The sequence below is a fragment of the Brevundimonas sp. genome (genome assembly GCF_036676055.1).
Classification (GTDB): Bacteria; Pseudomonadota; Alphaproteobacteria; order Caulobacterales; family Caulobacteraceae; genus Brevundimonas.
Window position 1 is genome coordinate 95,181 of sequence record NZ_JAKFDS010000008.1, and the last position, 16,613, is coordinate 111,793.

At 68.4% G+C, this 16,613-nt stretch carries 19 protein-coding genes; 11 read left to right on the plus strand and 8 right to left on the minus strand.

Annotated elements, in window-relative coordinates:
- The first annotated feature begins 69 nt into the window (after window positions 1–69).
- The 4 genes from V6M45_RS01610 (at window position 70) to V6M45_RS01625 (ending at window position 5,079) form a co-directional block, all read left to right on the plus strand.
- A complete protein-coding gene (locus V6M45_RS01610) occupies window positions 70–384 on the plus strand; it encodes a ribonuclease E inhibitor RraB (RefSeq protein WP_332653548.1) in 315 nt (104 codons plus the stop codon).
- Window positions 385–400: 16 nt separating this feature from the next.
- On the plus strand, window positions 401–3,700 hold the full coding sequence (carB, locus tag V6M45_RS01615; protein WP_332653550.1) for a carbamoyl-phosphate synthase large subunit: 3,300 nt from the start codon (window positions 401–403) through the stop codon (window positions 3,698–3,700).
- Between the two features lie 14 nt (window positions 3,701–3,714).
- Window positions 3,715–4,167 (plus strand): hypothetical protein, encoded by a 453-nt coding sequence (locus V6M45_RS01620; protein WP_332653551.1) that lies wholly within the window; start codon window positions 3,715–3,717, stop codon window positions 4,165–4,167.
- A gap of 453 nt (window positions 4,168–4,620) precedes the next feature.
- A complete protein-coding gene (locus tag V6M45_RS01625; RefSeq protein WP_332653552.1) occupies window positions 4,621–5,079 on the plus strand; it encodes a hypothetical protein in 459 nt (152 codons plus the stop codon).
- A gap of 7 nt (window positions 5,080–5,086) precedes the next feature.
- Here V6M45_RS01625 and V6M45_RS01630 read toward each other — a convergent pair whose 3' ends face one another.
- From V6M45_RS01630 to selD, 3 genes are read right to left on the minus strand one after another with little or no spacing between them, the layout of a single operon-like run.
- Window positions 5,087–6,382 (minus strand): dicarboxylate/amino acid:cation symporter, encoded by a 1,296-nt coding sequence (locus tag V6M45_RS01630; protein ID WP_332653553.1) that lies wholly within the window; start codon window positions 6,380–6,382, stop codon window positions 5,087–5,089.
- Between the two features lie 60 nt (window positions 6,383–6,442).
- Entirely contained in the window at window positions 6,443–7,495 is a 1,053-nt protein-coding gene (gene mnmH, locus V6M45_RS01635; protein ID WP_332653555.1) for a tRNA 2-selenouridine(34) synthase MnmH, read from the minus strand.
- On the minus strand, window positions 7,492–8,535 hold the full coding sequence (selD, locus tag V6M45_RS01640) for a selenide, water dikinase SelD (RefSeq protein ID WP_332653556.1): 1,044 nt from the start codon (window positions 8,533–8,535) through the stop codon (window positions 7,492–7,494). The genes mnmH and selD overlap by 4 nt, the downstream gene beginning before the upstream one ends.
- 75 nt (window positions 8,536–8,610) lie before the next feature.
- On the opposite strand from selD, the gene V6M45_RS01645 reads away from it, so the two are divergent.
- The 6 genes from V6M45_RS01645 (at window position 8,611) to V6M45_RS01670 (ending at window position 11,845) form a co-directional block, all read left to right on the plus strand.
- On the plus strand, window positions 8,611–8,817 hold the full coding sequence (locus V6M45_RS01645; RefSeq protein WP_332653557.1) for a cysteine protease: 207 nt from the start codon (window positions 8,611–8,613) through the stop codon (window positions 8,815–8,817).
- A gap of 63 nt (window positions 8,818–8,880) precedes the next feature.
- Window positions 8,881–9,546, plus strand: coding sequence for a glutathione S-transferase family protein (locus V6M45_RS01650; protein WP_332653559.1), 666 nt, complete (start codon window positions 8,881–8,883; stop codon window positions 9,544–9,546).
- A 101-nt stretch (window positions 9,547–9,647) separates the two neighbouring features.
- Window positions 9,648–9,848, plus strand: a complete 201-nt coding sequence (locus V6M45_RS01655) for a hypothetical protein (RefSeq protein WP_332653560.1) — start codon at window positions 9,648–9,650, stop codon at window positions 9,846–9,848.
- Window positions 9,849–9,964: 116 nt separating this feature from the next.
- The gene (gene greA, locus V6M45_RS01660) at window positions 9,965–10,438 is read left to right on the plus strand and encodes a transcription elongation factor GreA (protein ID WP_332653561.1); all 474 of its coding nucleotides are present in this window, start codon (window positions 9,965–9,967) and stop codon (window positions 10,436–10,438) included.
- 4 nt (window positions 10,439–10,442) lie between these two features.
- Window positions 10,443–10,865 (plus strand): VOC family protein, encoded by a 423-nt coding sequence (locus V6M45_RS01665; protein WP_332653562.1) that lies wholly within the window; start codon window positions 10,443–10,445, stop codon window positions 10,863–10,865.
- On the plus strand, window positions 10,862–11,845 hold the full coding sequence (locus V6M45_RS01670) for a mitochondrial fission ELM1 family protein (RefSeq protein WP_332653564.1): 984 nt from the start codon (window positions 10,862–10,864) through the stop codon (window positions 11,843–11,845). Before V6M45_RS01665 ends, V6M45_RS01670 begins: the two co-directional genes overlap by 4 nt.
- Here the strand turns inward: V6M45_RS01670 and V6M45_RS01675 are convergent.
- On the minus strand, window positions 11,842–12,012 hold the full coding sequence (locus tag V6M45_RS01675; protein WP_332653566.1) for a hypothetical protein: 171 nt from the start codon (window positions 12,010–12,012) through the stop codon (window positions 11,842–11,844). The genes V6M45_RS01670 and V6M45_RS01675 overlap by 4 nt on opposite strands.
- Window positions 12,013–12,088: 76 nt before the next feature.
- Between V6M45_RS01675 and trxB the strand changes: the two genes are divergently transcribed.
- A complete protein-coding gene (gene trxB, locus V6M45_RS01680; protein WP_332653568.1) occupies window positions 12,089–13,099 on the plus strand; it encodes a thioredoxin-disulfide reductase in 1,011 nt (336 codons plus the stop codon).
- A 6-nt stretch (window positions 13,100–13,105) separates the two neighbouring features.
- Here trxB and V6M45_RS01685 read toward each other — a convergent pair whose 3' ends face one another.
- The 4 genes from V6M45_RS01685 to V6M45_RS01700 all read right to left on the minus strand — a co-directional run bounded on the left by V6M45_RS01685 (window position 13,106) and on the right by V6M45_RS01700 (window position 16,506).
- Entirely contained in the window at window positions 13,106–13,513 is a 408-nt protein-coding gene (locus V6M45_RS01685) for a response regulator (RefSeq protein WP_332653570.1), read from the minus strand.
- Window positions 13,514–13,591: 78 nt separating this feature from the next.
- Window positions 13,592–14,668 carry a sensor histidine kinase gene (locus V6M45_RS01690; protein ID WP_332653572.1) on the minus strand — a complete coding sequence of 359 codons (1,077 nt, stop codon included), beginning with the start codon at window positions 14,666–14,668 and terminating at the stop codon, window positions 13,592–13,594.
- Between the two features lie 76 nt (window positions 14,669–14,744).
- The gene (locus V6M45_RS01695; protein WP_332653574.1) at window positions 14,745–15,932 is read right to left on the minus strand and encodes a cell wall hydrolase; all 1,188 of its coding nucleotides are present in this window, start codon (window positions 15,930–15,932) and stop codon (window positions 14,745–14,747) included.
- Between the two features lie 94 nt (window positions 15,933–16,026).
- Window positions 16,027–16,506, minus strand: coding sequence for a Dps family protein (locus V6M45_RS01700; protein WP_332653576.1), 480 nt, complete (start codon window positions 16,504–16,506; stop codon window positions 16,027–16,029).
- Between the last annotated feature and the right edge of the window lie 107 nt (window positions 16,507–16,613).

The window sequence follows — 16,613 nt, forward strand, 5'->3', positions numbered from 1 at the left end:
ACAACCCGAACCGCCCAGCGCAGGCACTCGCCCGCGTGGGGCCCGCGCGCGCGAGGAGAGCAGCCCGCCTTGACCGATGACGACGTCCCTCACGAAGAGCGCGACGCCATGGTCCGGGCGTCGCTGGCGGCGCATGGCGACAGCGGCGTGACGCCGCGGCACACCCTGTTCTACTTCTACGGGGACGGGGCCCACGACGACCTGAACGAAGTGGCGCGCCGCGCGGGCTTCCTGACCCGGGGCCACGACGACTGCACGATCCTTGAAACCACGATGGCGGTGGACGAAGCCTCGTTCTCGCCTGTTTCCTCCATGATGCAATCCTGGGCCGCGGCCTTCCAGCTGGACTACGACGGCTGGGAATGCGCGGTCGTGACGAACTGAAAGTTCTTTAAAAGCAATGCCAAAGCGCACGGACATCCAATCTATCCTGATCATTGGGGCGGGGCCCATTGTGATCGGACAGGCGTGCGAGTTCGACTATTCCGGCGTCCAGGCGTGCAAGGCGCTGAAGGCCGAGGGATACAGGGTCATCCTGGTCAATTCCAATCCGGCCACGATCATGACCGACCCGGAGGTGGCCGACGCCACCTATATCGAGCCGATCACGCCGGAGTTCGTAGAGCGCATCATCGCGAAGGAGCGGCCCGACGCCCTGCTGCCGACCATGGGCGGGCAGACGGCGCTGAACACGGCGCTGGCGCTGGACGCCTCGGGCGCGCTGAAGAAGTGGGGCGTGGAGATGATCGGGGCCAGGGCCGACGTCATCGACAAGGCCGAAGACCGCCAGAAATTCCGCGACGCCATGGACAAGCTGGGCCTTGAGAGCCCGCGGTCGAAGGCCATCCACCACATCGACGAGGCCGACGACGCGCTGGAGTTCGTGGGTCTGCCGGCCATCATCCGGCCCAGCTTCACCCTCGCCGGCACCGGCGGCGGCATCGCCTACAATGTCGAGGAATTCCGCGAGATCGTCGAACGCGGCCTCGACCTGTCGCCGACCACGGAAGTGTTGATCGAGGAGTCGGTGCTGGGCTGGAAGGAGTATGAGATGGAGGTCGTCCGCGACAAGGCGGACAACTGCATCATCATCTGCTCCATCGAGAACATCGACCCGATGGGGGTGCACACCGGCGACTCCATCACCATCGCCCCCGCCCTGACGCTGACCGACAAGGAATATCAGCGCATGCGGACGGGCTCGATCAACGTCCTCCGCGAGATCGGCGTCGAGACCGGCGGATCGAACGTCCAGTGGGCCATCAACCCGGCCGACGGCCGCATGGTGGTGATCGAGATGAACCCGCGCGTATCGCGGTCCTCGGCGCTGGCGTCCAAGGCCACCGGCTTCCCGATCGCCAAGGTCGCGGCGCGTCTCGCCGTCGGTTACACGCTGGATGAGCTGACCAACGACATCACCATGGTGACGCCCGCCTCGTTCGAGCCGAGCATCGACTATGTCGTCACCAAGATCCCTCGCTTCGCCTTCGAGAAATACCCCGGCGCCGAGGCGACCCTGTCGACCTCGATGAAGTCGGTCGGCGAGGTCATGGCCATCGGCCGGACCTTCCAGGAGTCGATGCAGAAGGCCCTGCGCGGGCTTGAGACCGGCCTGACCGGGTTCAACGAGATCGAGATCGACGGCGTCGTGGACGTCGAGGACGAGGCCTCGGCCCGCGCCGCCGTGGTGCGGGCGCTGGGTCAGCCGACGCCGGACCGCATCCGGGTGATCGCCCAGGCCTTCCGGCACGGGTTGTCCGTCGAGGAGGTGAACGCCGCCTGTTCCTATGAACCGTGGTTCCTGAGGCAGATCGCCGACATCGTGCGGACTGAAGGCCATATCCGCGTGCAGGGCCTGCCGACCGAGCCGACCGACTTCCGCAAGCTGAAGGCCAAGGGCTTCTCCGACGCACGCCTGGCGGAGCTGACCGGCCAGACCGAAAAGGCCGTCCGCGCGGCCCGCCGCGGCCTGAACGTGCGCCCCGTGTTCAAGCGCATCGACACCTGCGCCGCCGAGTTCGCCTCCGCCACGGCCTATATGTATTCGACCTATGAGACCGGCGCCCTCGGCCAGGTCCCGCAGTGCGAGTCGAACCCGACTGACCGGAAGAAGGCGATCATTCTGGGCGGCGGACCGAACCGGATCGGGCAAGGCATCGAGTTCGATTACTGCTGCTGCCACGCGGCCTTCGCCTTCGACGACATCGGCGTCGAGTCGATCATGGTCAACTGCAACCCGGAGACCGTCTCAACCGACTACGACACCTCCGACCGCCTCTATTTCGAGCCGCTGACGGCCGAGGACGTGCTGGAGCTGATCGAGGTCGAGCGCTCGAAGGGCGATCTGATCGGCGTGGTCGTCCAGTTTGGCGGCCAGACCCCGCTGAAACTGGCCCACGCCCTGCACGAGGATGGCGTGCCGATCCTCGGCACCAGCCTCGACTCCATCGACCTGGCCGAGGACCGCGAGCGCTTCCAGGTCATGCTGCACGACATCGGCCTGATGCAGCCGCCTAACGGCCTGGCCCGCTCGGCCCAGGAAGCCGCCGACAAGGCGGACGAGGTCGGCTATCCGGTCGTGCTGCGCCCCTCATACGTGCTGGGTGGACGCGGCATGGTCATCGTCCACGACCGCGAACAGCTGGACCGCTACGTCGGCGAGGCCATGCGGGTGTCGGGCGACGACCCGGTCCTTATCGACCACTATCTGAACCGGGCCACCGAGGTAGACGTCGACGCCCTGTGCGACGACGAGACGGTGTTCGTGGCAGGCGTGCTGGAACATATCGAGGAGGCCGGGGTGCACTCGGGCGACAGCGCCTGCTCCATGCCGCCCTACTCCCTGTCCGACGCCACCATCGCCGAGCTGAAGCGCCAGACCGAAGCCATGGCCCGGGCGCTGAAGGTCCGCGGTCTGATGAACGTGCAGTTCGCCATCGAGGAGCCGCACAGCGAGAACCCGCGCATCTTCGTACTGGAGGTCAATCCGCGCGCCAGCCGCACGGCGCCCTTCGTGGCCAAGACCATCGGTCAGCCGATCGCCGCGATCGCGGCCAAGGTGATGGCCGGCGTGCCGCTGAAGAGCTTCGGCCTGACCGACCGGCCTTACGACCACATCGCGGTCAAGGAAGCCGTCTTCCCCTTCGCGCGCTTCGCCGGAGTCGACACCATCCTGGGCCCTGAGATGCGCTCGACCGGCGAGGTCATGGGTCTGGACTGGAAGCGCGACGGCGAGGCCGACATGGCCCCCGCCTTCGCCCGCGCCTTCGCCAAGAGCCAGATCGGCGGCGGCACCACCCTGCCCGTCGCCGGCTGCGCCTTCGTCTCCGTCAAGGAGGACGACAAGCCCTTTATCGTCGAGGCGGTGAAGACGCTGATCGGCGAGGGCTTCTCCATCATCGCCACGGCGGGAACTCACGCCTATCTGATGGGCCAAGGCTTCGAGGTCGGGCTGGTCAAGAAAGTGCTGGAGGGCCGCCCTCACATCGTCGACGCGATGAAGAATGGCGAGGTCCAGCTGGTCTTCAACACCACCGAGGGCAAGCAGTCGTTGCAGGACAGCTTCAGCCTGCGCCGCACCGCCCTGATGATGAAGATCCCCTATTACACCACGACCGCGGGCGCGCTGGCCGCCTCCCAGGCCATCGGGGCGATCAAGGCCGGCGATCTGGATGTGCGGCCGATCCAGGACTACGGTTGAACCTTGGGGGCGACATGAAGACGACGTTGCTGATCATGGCCGCGGCCTTCTGCCTGCTGGCCGCACCAGCTGCTGCACAGCAGGATCCGACCCCGCCCATGTCGACACAGTCGCTGGAAGAAACGCGGCCGCGCTCCGACGCCTTCTTCCAGACACTGCGCGCGGGGGATCCGGCGAAAGCCTATCGGGACCTGTTCGCGGGGACCATGATGGAGACCAAGGCCGCCGAGCTTCAAACCCTGATCTCGCAGACGCAGATGCTGCTCGACGCTTACGGGACCCTGACCGGCTGGGGCCTCATTCGCAGCGACTGCGTCACGCCTACCATGTGCCGGACGGCCTATCAGGTCGACATGAAGAACGGCCCGATCTTTGTGGTGCTGACCCTCCACCGGCGCGCGGGCGACTGGTTCCCGACGACGGTCTACGTCACCGACGTGGTGCAGCCGTTCTTCGATCTATCCTGAGGTCCGGCGGCGACGGCCGGTTGTGACCACTTCGAGCATGCGGTGAGCGCAGAGGACAGGCAGTCTGGTCAGGTCAGCCAGCCAGAAATTATGCAACAGCTGAGGCCGCAGGAGCCTGAGCGAGCACGCCTTGCTGCTGAAGCGGTTCGCCGAGGAGAGCGGAGCGTTCACACCGAGCGGCCGGGCGACTGGCTGGCGCCGTCCGCCCGCTAGAGTTCCGCCATCGGATTCAGCTCACCATCGCGTCGCGCCCCTCCTCCGGCGCCTCCGCCCCGGGGCCGCCGGACAAGAGAGGAGGCAATCCTGTGGCGTCCGGGATGCAGCCGGCCTGAGAGCCGTTTCGGCTGGCGGCAAGGTTCCTGCGACGAGCCGTAAGATATTCGACGAAGCGTGACGCAGGCGCGTCCGGCAATGCCACCGTGTGCAAAAGGGCTAACTTTAAAAGGAGCCCCCATGACCGACAATGCCGCCGCCAAACCCGCCAAGCGCAAATTTTCCTGGAACCCGCTCGTGCCGATCGAGGACGAGGCACATGCCCGCTTGCTGGCGAAGGAGAGCGGCGTGGCATGCCTGGGTCTGATCGCGTTCGGCTACGTGGCGCTGTCCTTCGTCGTGATGATCGCCGGGGAGTCGCCTTATGCGCCGGGTGGCGACAAAACCGTCACCCTGATCGCCCACGCCGTGGCCCTGGCCATCGCGGCCGGGCTGGGTTGGCAGATCTGGAAGAAGCAGCCGGTCTGGGCGGTGATCATCACGCTGGTCTGGATTTGCCTGGAGACGGCCGCCAAGGTGATGATGGTCATTGGCGGCGGCAGCGGGGCGGCCAGCTTCGTGCTGAATGCACTCGGGCTGGTAGTTGGTGTGCAAGCCGTGCGTGGCGCTTTGTGGCTGAGCAAGCAGAAGAAGTCCTGACGCCGTCCTAAATTCCCGCCATCGGATCGGGCGCGACCGTTGCGTCGCGCCCCTCCACGATCCGTGCGGCGGCGAGGTCAGCGGTGACGTTGCCGATGGTGCGGAAGATGTCGGGGATGACCTCGACCGCCAGCAGCAGGGGCAGGACCTGGATCGGCACGCCCATGGCGAGGCAGATCGGGGCGATGGAGACGAAGAAGCTGACCTGACCCGGCAGGCCGACCGATCCGATGGAGATCGCGATGGCGGTCAGCCCGCCGGCGAACCAGGCGGCCGGGCCCAGGTCGACGCCGTGCAGGTGGGCGACGTAGATGACCACCGCCAGATTGGCGACCGGGCTGGTGATGCGGAACACCGCCACCGCCAGCGGCAGCACCAGCCCCGCCGTCGCTGTCGAAACGCCGAGCGCCAGCCGCGCCTGCTCGACCATGGCGGGAAGGCTGGCCAGCGACGACTGGGTCGAGAAGGCGACGACCTGGGCCGGGATGACGCCTTGGGCGAACCGGGCGAGGCCGATCCGGCCCCAAGGGACGACCACGACATAGATCAGGACGATCAGGCCGATCTGGGCCAGGACCACCATGCCGACGTAATGGCCGAGGGTGCCGAGGGCGCCGAGGCCGGCGTTCAGTCCGACGCCCATCGACAGGGCGAAGACGCCGATCGGGGCCGCCAGCAGCACCCAGTGGACGATGGTGATCATGGTCTCGGACACGGCCTCGAAGAAGCTGACCAGCGGCTCTCGGCGGCTGGGCCCCAGACGGGTGACGGCGAAGCCGAAGGCGATGGCGAAGACCACAATGCCGAGGATGGCGTCGTCGGCGGCGGCGCGAATGGGGTTGGCCGGCGCGAGGCCGGCGAGGAAGGCCGGAAGCCCGCCCCCGGCCGCGCTCTCGCGCACCACCGCAGCGTCGGGCGCTCCGGCCAGAAGCACGGCCCCGCCCGTCGGATCGATCGGCCACAGCAGGTGGAGCGCCTCGGAGGCGAAGATGGCGTAGACCGTCGAGATCAGCAGCAGGATGGCGAACACCATCAGCGCCTTCAACGCCAGCCGCCCGGTGGCCGCCGCGTCGGCGATCGAGGCGATGCCCGTGACCAGCAGGCTGAAGACCAGCGGGATGATGGTCATCTTCAGGGCGTTGAGCCACAGGGTCCCGATCGCGCCGATCAGGTCGGCGGTCCCGGCGCCGCCGGGCAGGCCCCAGGCCTGGGCCGCCGCTCCCGCGAACAGGCCGGCGAGCAGGGCGACGAGCACCCACAGGCTGAGGGACATCAGGGCGGAACGGAGTCGGGAAGCGGCCATCAGGCGAAGCTAGGCGCCGCGAGGGCGTTTTACCATCCGTCGCGTGCAGCGATCCCGCCGTTATCCGCGGTCAAGCGCCTCGACGATACGGTCCGCCGCTGCTTCGAGGGCGGCGTCATCCAGCGATCCGATCCCGACGACGGCCCGTTCCGGCCGCGACCGGGCCTGACCCTGCCGGCGATAGGCCGGATCGTAGTGGTGGACGATCAGCTCGGTCGCCAGGGCCTCGATCTCCCCGCCGGCGGCGAGGGCGCGCCACTCGTCGACCATTTGCTTGCCGATGTGGCGCGGCAGGCGGGTCAGGGCGGTGTCGAGCGCGGATGAATCGGCGACGAAGCCGGCGTAGTCGCGGACCGTGCGCGCCGCCCGCACCGCGACCGGGGATTCGAGGCGGATCGCCGGGGCGGCCGCCATGGAGGCCCACAGGGATGGCGGGATCACCCGGGCGCCGATCTTGGAGCTCTCGGCCTCGACCAGCACCGGCCGGGCGGGGTCGAGGCGCGACAGGGCGTCGTGCAGCCGGGTCTCGAACGCCTTCTGCGACGGCTGGCCACCGGGCATGGCCCCGAACAGGGAGCCGCGATGGGCGGCGAGGGCCTCGAGATCGAGGGTCTGCACGCCGCGCTCGGCCACGGCGCCGAGCAGGGCCGTCTTGCCCGCCCCCGTCGGGCCGTCGAGCAGGACCAGCAGGTGCGGCAGGGGCGTGTCATAGAGGGCCGCCTTCACCTGGCGCCGCCAGGTCTGGTAGCCGCCCTCGAGCAGGGTGACCGGCCAGCCGACCTGATCCATCACCGTGACCATGGCCCCGGAGCGCTGGCCGCCGCGCCAGCAGTAGACCAGCGGACGGAAGGAACCGTCGCGCTCGCCCAGGGCGCCGTCCAGATGCGCGGCGATGTTCCGGGCCACGAGGGCGGCCCCGTGACGGCGGGCGAGGAATTTGGAGCGCTGGACGTATTCGGTCCCGACCGCCGCCCGCTGGGCGTCGTCGAGGACGGGCAGGTTCAGGGCGCCAGGGATGTGGTCGAGAGCGAACTCGGACGGGCTGCGCACGTCGATGACGGCGTCGAAGCCGTCGCGGGCGCCGGGCGACAGATCGACGGTGCGGCGGATCATCGGGTGACGCGGACGCGCGGGGGGCCCTCGACGACCCGGCCAACGACGTCGAAGCCGGAGCCATTGATCCGGGCGAAGGCGCGCAGGGCCTCGACCTCGGCCTCGGCCACGGCGATCAGCAGGCCGCCGGAGGTCTGGGGATCGGTCAGCAGATCCCGGCGCCACGGCTCAAGACCCTCCGGCATTTCGACCTCGGCGCCGTAGCTGTCCCAGTTGCGGCCGGAAGCGCCGGTGCGGATCCCGCCGCCAAGCAGCTCGGCGACCCCGGAGAGCGTCGGCGGATCGGCGGTGATCTCGACCGTCGCGTCGGCTCCGCGGGCCATCTCCAGCGCGTGGCCCAGCAGGCCGAAGCCGGTGACGTCGGTGACCGCATGAACGCCGGGCCGGCCGGGCAGCTTCGCGCCGAGCGTGTTCAGCCGGGTGGTCGTGTCCGTCAGGGTCCGGTAGCCGTCCTTGCTGAGCCGTTCTTGCTTGAAGGCCGCGCTGAGCACGCCGACGCCGAGCGGCTTGGTCAGCACGAGCACATCGCCGGGGCGGGCGCCCCGATTGGTCAGGACCTGGTCCGGATGGACGAGACCGAGGGCGACGAGGCCGTAGATCGGCTCGACGCTGTCGATGGAGTGGCCGCCGGCGACGGGCACGCCCGCCGCCGCGCACGCGACCGCGCCGCCCTGCAGGATGCGGCCGATGGTCCGCGTCGACAGGACGTTTACCGGCATGCCGACGATGGCGAGGGCGAAGATCGGCGTGCCGCCCATGGCGTAGACGTCCGACAGGGCGTTGGTCGCGGCGATCTGGCCGAAATGGAAGGGATCGTCGACCACCGGCATGAAGAAGTCGGTGGTGGCCACAAGGGCCTGCTGATCATTGAGACGCCAAACCGCAGCGTCATCGCTGGTTTCGGTCCCGACCAGAAGATTGGCGAAGGGCGCGGCCTGGGGCATGCCCTTGAGGATGTCCCGCAGCACCGCCGGGGCCAGCTTGCAGCCGCAGCCGCCGCCATGGGCGAGGGAGGTCAGCCGGGGCTCTGTCGTGGTCATGCTCCGGCTTAGGGCGAAACCGCGGGTGAACTCAACAGGGAGCCGGCCGTTCAACGCGACACACCGGAGACCACCATGCCCCTTCCCAGAATCGCGACCCTGATCGGCGGCCTGCTGCTCAGCAGGGGCGGACGACGCATGGCCGGGCGGCATACCGGAAAGCTGGCCCTCGCCACCCTCGCCTTTCAACTGTGGGAGCAAAGGCAGGCGGCGAAACATCCCGGGCGTGCGGCGAGGAAGGGTCCGCATGCGCGGCCGCGCTGGAGCGGACGGCGGTCCTGAAATCCCGCTGGACCGACGCCGCGTAAACCCCGCTAACTGTACGCAGCCAGCGGAGCCGCAGTCATGATCACCGTCCACCATCTGAACGACTCCCGCTCGCAGCGGGTGCTGTGGCTGCTGGAGGAGCTTAAGCTGCCGTATGAGGTGAAGCGGTATCAGCGCGACGCCAAAACGATGCTGGCCCCACCGGAGCTGAGGGCGATCCATCCGCTGGGCAAGTCGCCCGTCGTCGATGACGGCGAGGCGCGGCTGGCCGAGACCGGGGCCATCGTCGAATACCTGCTGGACACGCACGGCGGGTCGGCGCTGCGGCCGGCGCGGGGCACGCCGGAGGGGCGGCGGTTCACCTACTGGCTGCACTATGCAGAGGGGTCGGCGATGACGCCGCTGCTGCTGAAGCTGATCTTCAGCCAGATTCCGAAGCGGGCGCCGTTGTTGGCGCGCCCGGTGGCGAAGGGCATCGCCCGCAAGGTCGACGCCAATCTGATCGCGCCCCAGCTGAAGGCGCACACCGATTATTGGGAAGCCGAACTGGCCCGCTCGGAATGGTTCGCCGGCGACGCCTTCTCGGCCGCCGACATCATGATGAGCTTCCCGGTCGAGGCCGCCGGCAGTCGCCTCGGCTACGGCCCGGACAAGCCACGGCTGAAGGCTTTTCTGGACCGCATTCACGCGCGCCCGGCGTATCAGCGCGCCCTCAAGCGTGGCGGCCCGTACAGCTACGCCTGACGACCGCGCGCCCGGCTGGCGCCGAAGCCACAGTGCGACCAGGACGAGAAACGTCGGCCGGCGAGGCCGCAACCCCTGCGCGGCCGAACCGTTAACCCGGCATGCGACTGAGAACCATACAAGTCATCGCGGCCCTCGCCGCCGCCGTCGCCTTTATCCTCGCCTTCATGGCGGCGGGCGTTCTGCTGCTTTCCGGCCTGTTCATGGCGGCGGGCCTCGCAGCCGTAGCGTGGCTGGCCTGGAGCCTCGTCCGGCAGGTCCGCGGACGCGCCCGCAACCGGACCGCCTCGGGCTCGGTCTGAGAGAGGCCTTGAACCTTCGGCCCGGGCGTCCTACCCTCTTTGGCCGGTCGCGTGCGCCCAGCGACCTCTGTGCCGAGTAAGTCTGTCAGTCGGGCTAGCCAAGAAACTCACGACATATGGAAAAAGTGCCGATGACGGCCGAGGGCTACCGTGCCCTCGACGATCAGTTGAAACAATTGAAGTCGGTCGAGAGGCCGAGCGTCATTGCGGCCATTTCGGAGGCGCGCGAACACGGCGACCTGTCGGAAAACGCCGAGTATCACGCGGCCAAGGAGCGGCAGGGCTGGATCGAAGGTCAGATCGCCGAGATCGAAGACAAGATCAGCCGCGCCCAGGTGATCGACGTCTCCAAGCTGAGCGGCAACCAGGTGAAGTTCGGAGCCACGGTCACCGTGGTCGACGAGGACACCGAGGAAGAGGGCCGCTACCAGATCGTCGGCGAGCACGAGGCCGATGTGAAGCAGGGCAAGATTTCGGTCTCGTCGCCGATCGCGCGCTCGATGATCTCCAAGGAGGTCGGCGACGTGGTCGAGGTCAACACCCCCGGCGGAGTGAAGGCCTACGAGATCCTCAAGGTCGAGTGGAAATAGTCCGGTGACCCCGCCCTCCGGAACGCGCCCGCCTCTGGTGTCGCACGTTTCGGTCGGCGTGACCGACCTGCATCGCGCCGGCGTCTTCTATGACGCCGTGCTGGCGGTCGTCGGCGCGCGCCGGATCATGGAGCACGGCGCGGGCATCGGCTACGGCCGGACCTTTCCCGAATTCTGGGCCAATCTGCCCCGCGACCACCGCGGCGTCGCCGTCGCGGGCGTCGGCGCCCATGTCTGTTTCAACGCGTCGGACCCCGAAGCCGTGGTCGCCTTCCATGAGGCCGGCCTGGAGGCGGGTGGATACAGCGACGGCGCTCCGGGTCCCCGACCGGAATATGCGCCCGGCTATTACGCCGCCTTCCTGCGCGACCCCGACGGCAACAAGGTCGAGGCCATGTGCTGGATCGCGCGCCCCGACGCCGCGTGACCGCCCCGCTGTCGATATGGGTCGTGTCCGACGGCCGGGCCGGCATCGAGAACCAGGCGCTGGGCCTGGCCGAGGCCGTCCAGCGGATTACGCCCGCCGACATCACCGTCAAACGCGTCCGGTGGCGCAAAGCCTTCGACAGACTGCCGTCGGCGATGAAGGCCGGCTGGATGCTGGACCCGTCGTCCGATTCCGTCACGCCGGGACCCGGCGGCGACTGGCCGGACCTGTGGATCGCCACCGGGCGGGCGACATTGCCGTTGTCGGCGTCGGTGGGGGCGCGGTCCGGCGGCCGGACCTTCGTGGTGCAGACCCAGGACCCGCGCTGGAAGACCGGCGCCTACGATCTGGTCGTCGCCCCGGCGCATGACGGCCTGGCCGGACCCAATGTGCTGTCCATCACAGGCTCGCCACATCGTGTGACGCGGTCACGGCTGGCCGAAGGGGCGGCGGCCTTCGAGCCGGCCTTGCCCCCCCTGCCCCGCCCACGCGTGGCCGCCCTGATCGGGGGCCGGTCTATGGCCTTCGACCTGCCCGAGGACCATGCCGCCGAATTGGCGGACCGGATCGCGGCCGCGATCGAGGAGGCTGGAGGGTCGCTGATGCTGACGTTCTCGCGCCGGACGCCCGAGGCGGCGAAACAGGTGATGACGGCCCGGCTGGCCGGCCTGCCCGGTCTGATCTGGGACGGGACCGGCGCCAATCCCTATTTCGCCTTCCTGCATTTCGCCGACCATGTTCTGGTCACCGAGGACAGCGCCAACATGGCCGCCGAGGCCGCTTCCACCGGCGCGCCGGTGCACATCCTGCCGATGATCCCGCTGAAACCCGCCGGCAAGTTCACGCGGCTGCACGCCGATCTGCGGAAGCTCGGCGCGGCGCGGGCGTTCGAGGGACGGCTGGAAGGCTGGACCTACGAGGCGCTCAATGAGACGGAGCGGGCCGCGCAGGCGGTCCTCAAGCGGATGGGGCGGGCCTAGTCGCCTTTGCGGCCCTTGCTGCGCGCGTCCATCGCAATGCCGAGGGCGAGGCCGACCGCGACGCCGACGCCTATTCCCACGGCCAAATTGTCCATCGCCACCCCGAGACCGGAGCCGATGGCTGCGCCAAGGGCGATGCCGATGCCCAGATAACTGCGGCCTTCCATAGGCGTCTCCCGTTTCACTGTGAATGGATGCCAGCCTAGCATCGCGCGGAACGGAATCAGCGCCTAAATAGACCCCATGAGCACTCCGAGAACCGTCCGCGTCGCCATCATCGGGTCCGGCCCCGCCGGCTGGACCGCCGCCATCTACGCCGCGCGTGCCCTGCTGAATCCGGTCGTCATCGCCGGCCTGCAGCCCGGCGGCCAGCTGACCATCACCACCGACGTGGAGAACTATCCCGGCTTCGCCGACGTCATCCAGGGCCCCTGGCTGATGGAGCAGATGCGCGCCCAGGCGGAGCATGTCGGGACGGAGATCATCGAGGACATCGTGGTCAAGGCGGACCTGTCGCAGCGGCCGTTCCGCCTGACCCTGGACTCCGGGACCGAACTGCTGGCCGAGACGGTGATCATCTCGACCGGGGCCCAGGCCAAATGGTTGGGGATCGAGAGCGAGGCGAAATACCAGGGCTTCGGCGTCTCGGCCTGCGCCACCTGCGACGGCTTCTTCTATCGCGGCAAGGAGGTCATCGTCGTGGGCGGCGGCAACACCGCCGTCGAGGAGGCGCTGTTCCTGACCAATTTCGCGTCGAAGGTGACGGTCGTGCACCGCCGCGACGAGTTCCGCGCCGAGCGTATCCTGCAGGACCGGCTGTTCTCCAATCCCAAGGCAGAGGTGGTGTGGGACAACGCCATCGACGAGATCCTGGGCGAGACCAACGACATGGGCGGGGTGAACGTCACCGGCGCGCGGGTGAAGAACGTCAAGACCGGCGAGACCCGCGAGATCAAGGCGGACGGGGTGTTCATCGCCATCGGCCACGCGCCGTCGTCCGAGCTGTTCGCCGGCCAGCTGGAGACCAAGCAGGGCGGCTATCTGGTGGTCAAGCCGGGCACCGCGGCGACGGCGATCGAGGGCGTGTGGGCGGCGGGCGACGTGACTGACGACATCTATCGACAGGCCGTCACCGCGGCCGGCATGGGTTGCATGGCGGCGCTGGAGGCGGTGCGTTTCCTGGCCGAGCAGGACCACAAGGCGGGGGGGCATCCGATCTCGCACAAACAGGCCGAGAAGATCGGCGTCTGGTAGGCGGAATCAGCCGAACAGCTGCAGTTCCGGCGGAGCGTACATCACCGGAGCGCCTGCCCGGCGACGCAGGGCGTAGTCGACGGCGGTCTGGACAGCGCGCTCGTCCGTCGGCTTTGACAGGACGCCGATGGTGCCGGCCACACCGTCGCGCACCATGCCCGGATTGGCGGTCATGAACAGCACCGAGACGCCGAGATCCTGTCCGAGCTCACGGCCGAGGGCCACCCCGGTCGGTCCGTCCGACAGGTGGATATCGACAAGGGCGAGGTCGACATCGGTCTCGCGGACGATCGCGCGCGCAGTGCCAGCGTCCGCGACGGTCGCCACCACCTCGTGGCCAAGGTCCTCAAGGACGAAGCGAAGCTCCATCGCCACGAGGGCTTCGTCTTCGATGATCAGGATGCGGGCGGTCATTTCGGTCGGTCAGTCAGTCAGAAATCATTGTCATCCGGCGGCGCCGGGAAGAAGTGTGATCGGATGGGCCCGGTTCCGTCATGCGACGTTTTGCGCTGCACGGCGGCGGGACAGGGCCGTTGCGGGGAGGTCCGCGATCACCTGCAAACCAGGCGCCGACCAGATTCGTTCCAGCCGGCCGCCCAACTGACCCTCGACGGACAGGCTGGCCAGCGAAGAGCCGAAGCCGGCGTGGGCGGGCGGTCCGGCGAGCGGCGGTCCGCCGCTCTCGGTCCAGGTCAGGATGAAGCGGTCCTCCAGGCGGCGGGTGTCGAGCGTGACCCTCCCGTCTTCACGGGACAGGGCCCCGTATTTGGCGGCGTTGGTGGCCAGTTCGTGGAACAGCAGCGCCACCGAGGTCGCGGCCTGATCGTCGAAGGTCGCGTCGTCGCCGCTGAGGACGATACGGGGCGCGCCGGTGAGGTCGCTGTAGGGCTTGAACAGATCCGCCAGGAAGGCGTGCAGGGTCATCGAGCCGACCGTGGGCTTCGAGCTCTCGGTGTGCGGCCGGACGAACTCGTGGGCCCGGGCCAGGGCGTTGATGCGGGTGCGGACCGCGGTGGCGAAACCTTTCGCCTCCGGATGCTGTCGAGCCGAGAGCGCGATCAGCGCCGACACGACGGCGAAGATGTTCTTGATGCGGTGGCTGAGCTCCTGGCTGAGCAGCTCCTTGGCCTGATCGGAGCGTTTCAGATCGTCGATGTCGGTGCAGGTGCCGAACCAGCGGGTGATCTCGCCAGCCTCATTACGAATGGGGCGGGCACGGCCCAAGGTCCAGCGATAGACGCCGTCATGGCGGCGCAGCCTGTATTCGATCTCATAGGGTTCGCCCGTCTCAAGGCAGCGTTGCCAGAGCGCCCAGGCCCGCTCCTGGTCGTCCGCGTGGAACATGCCGTTCCAGCCTTCTCCATCGGTCGACCCTTCCGGAACGCCGGTGAATTCGTACCAACGAGCGTTGTAGTAGTCGTGGAAGCCGTCGGGGAGCGTCGACCAGACCATTTGCGGCATGGAATCCGCGATGGCGCGGAAGCGGGCTTCACTCTCGGCGAGGGCCTGGACGGTCCGGGCCAGCTGTTGTTCGACGGAAGGATCGCCGTTCGGATCGGGTTGGGTCACGGAGCCTCAATGACGGCGCATCGCACTTTGGGACAGCAACAATGCACAAGGGGGCCGAAGCGTTGCAACAAACCGGTCAGGAGGCGGGGCGACCGACTTCCTCGACTTCCAGCACCGTCACCCCGGGCGGGGGAGGAGCAGACGGCGCGGCGGGGGCGGCCCCGGGGGTTTCGAAGGCAGCCAGGCGCTGGTTGATCTCCGCGATCTGATCGCGGGTCGGCTGCTGGCGGCCCCCCAGCGACAGCACCCCGACGACACGGGTCTGGCCGTCGATCACCACGGTGCGCACCGCGGTGTCGCCCGTAGCGGCCGCTTCGGCGAGGGCGGCGTCGGCCTCCGCCTGGGAATCAAGCTGCAGGCGCGGATGGGCGAAGCGCGCCTCGTCGATCCGCGGCTCCCGACCGGCGTAGGCTTGGCGGAAGGCGGCCGGCTCGCCGTAGACGCCCTTCCAGCGATAGAAGATGTGCGCCCCGATCTGGGTCAACTTGTTCAGCGTCGGCGCCCACCACGGGTGGACGTAGTCGGCGTGATAGTGGGTGGCGGTGCCGACCTTGGTGGAGACGTACCCCCCCAAGGCGCGCTCGGCGACGCGGGCGGCGCGGTTCCAGGCCCATGCCACGGGTCCCTGCGCCAGCGAGCCATCACAGGTGAAACTGAACTGGCAGCCGGTGGTCCGTTCAGCGCCCTCATAAACCACGCCGCACACGGAGTTGGCGTAGTTGGGATCACGGACCCGGTTGAGGATGACCTGCGCCACCGCTTCCTGACCCTCGGTCGGCTCCAGCGCCGCCTCGTAATAGATGGCCTGGGTCAGGCAGCGAACGGCGCGACGACGGTCCTCGGCGGTGGCCGGCTTGAAGGCGAACGGCTGGGCCGCACGCAACAGGCCTGAGACGGGCATGGCGGCGTTCAGCTTGTGCGCCTCAAGGCCCGAGGCGCCAAAGTCCAGCGAAGGTTTGCCGCCGAGAGACAGCGTCTCCCACCCGGGAGTGAGTCCATAGAGGGCCGCGCGGCGCTCGGCCGGGTCGTGACGCATGGCCACCGCGAGTTGCGAGGGCGTCATCCGCTCGGTGATGGCGGCGAGACCCTTTTCCCCGAGGTCGCCCTCGGTCAGACGGCGCACGACCTCGGCGCGGCGGTCGATGTCGGGACGGACGGTCGAGCTGGCGGCCATGGCGACGCCGATGGCGGCCAGCGCGGCCGGCGCCGCGGCGGCAAGCCGGCGGCTCTTCTTCAGCATCGATGTCCAGTCGGGCCTGGCCACTTGCAACTCCCAGCTCCGGCGATAAGGCCGGACCACCTTTGATACGCGTCAAGCGCGGCGGTTTTCAGGCGGAAAAACGCCGCTCGGTCAAGGCTCAACGCCCGCCGAGGGTGGAACGCAGCATCCAGGCGAACTTTTCGTGCGCCGCGAGGCGCTGGGTCATCAGATCGGCCGAGGCTTCGTCGCCGGCCGCGTCGGCGGCTTCGAAGGCCTTGCGGGCGGTGGCGATCAGGGTCTCGTGATCCTGCATCAGCTCCCTGAGCATGGCCGTGGCGTCCTTTTCGGGATCTCCGTCCTTGATGGCGGTCAGATTGCCGAAGGCGGAATAGCTCTGGGGCGCGAGGACGCCGAGGGCGCGGATGCGCTCGGCGATCTCGTCCAGCGCCGCCCAGATGTCGCGGTACTGCTGTTCCAGCAAATTGTGGAAGCTGAAGAACTCCGGCCCCCGGACGTTCCAGTGGTAGCCGTGAGTCTTGAGGTAGACGGCGAAACTGTCGGCGAGGACTTTGGTCAGCTCCTGCGCGACGTCGGTGCGATCGGTCTTCGAAAGGCCGGTGTCGATGGTCGCGGTCATGCGCACTCCTGGCGTTGATGGGGGCGGCTCTTGAAGTAGGCGGCCCGACCGCCCGCGCAAGCCGCCGGCGGGGCGACGCAAACGCCACGCTTGCCGGAACGCAAACC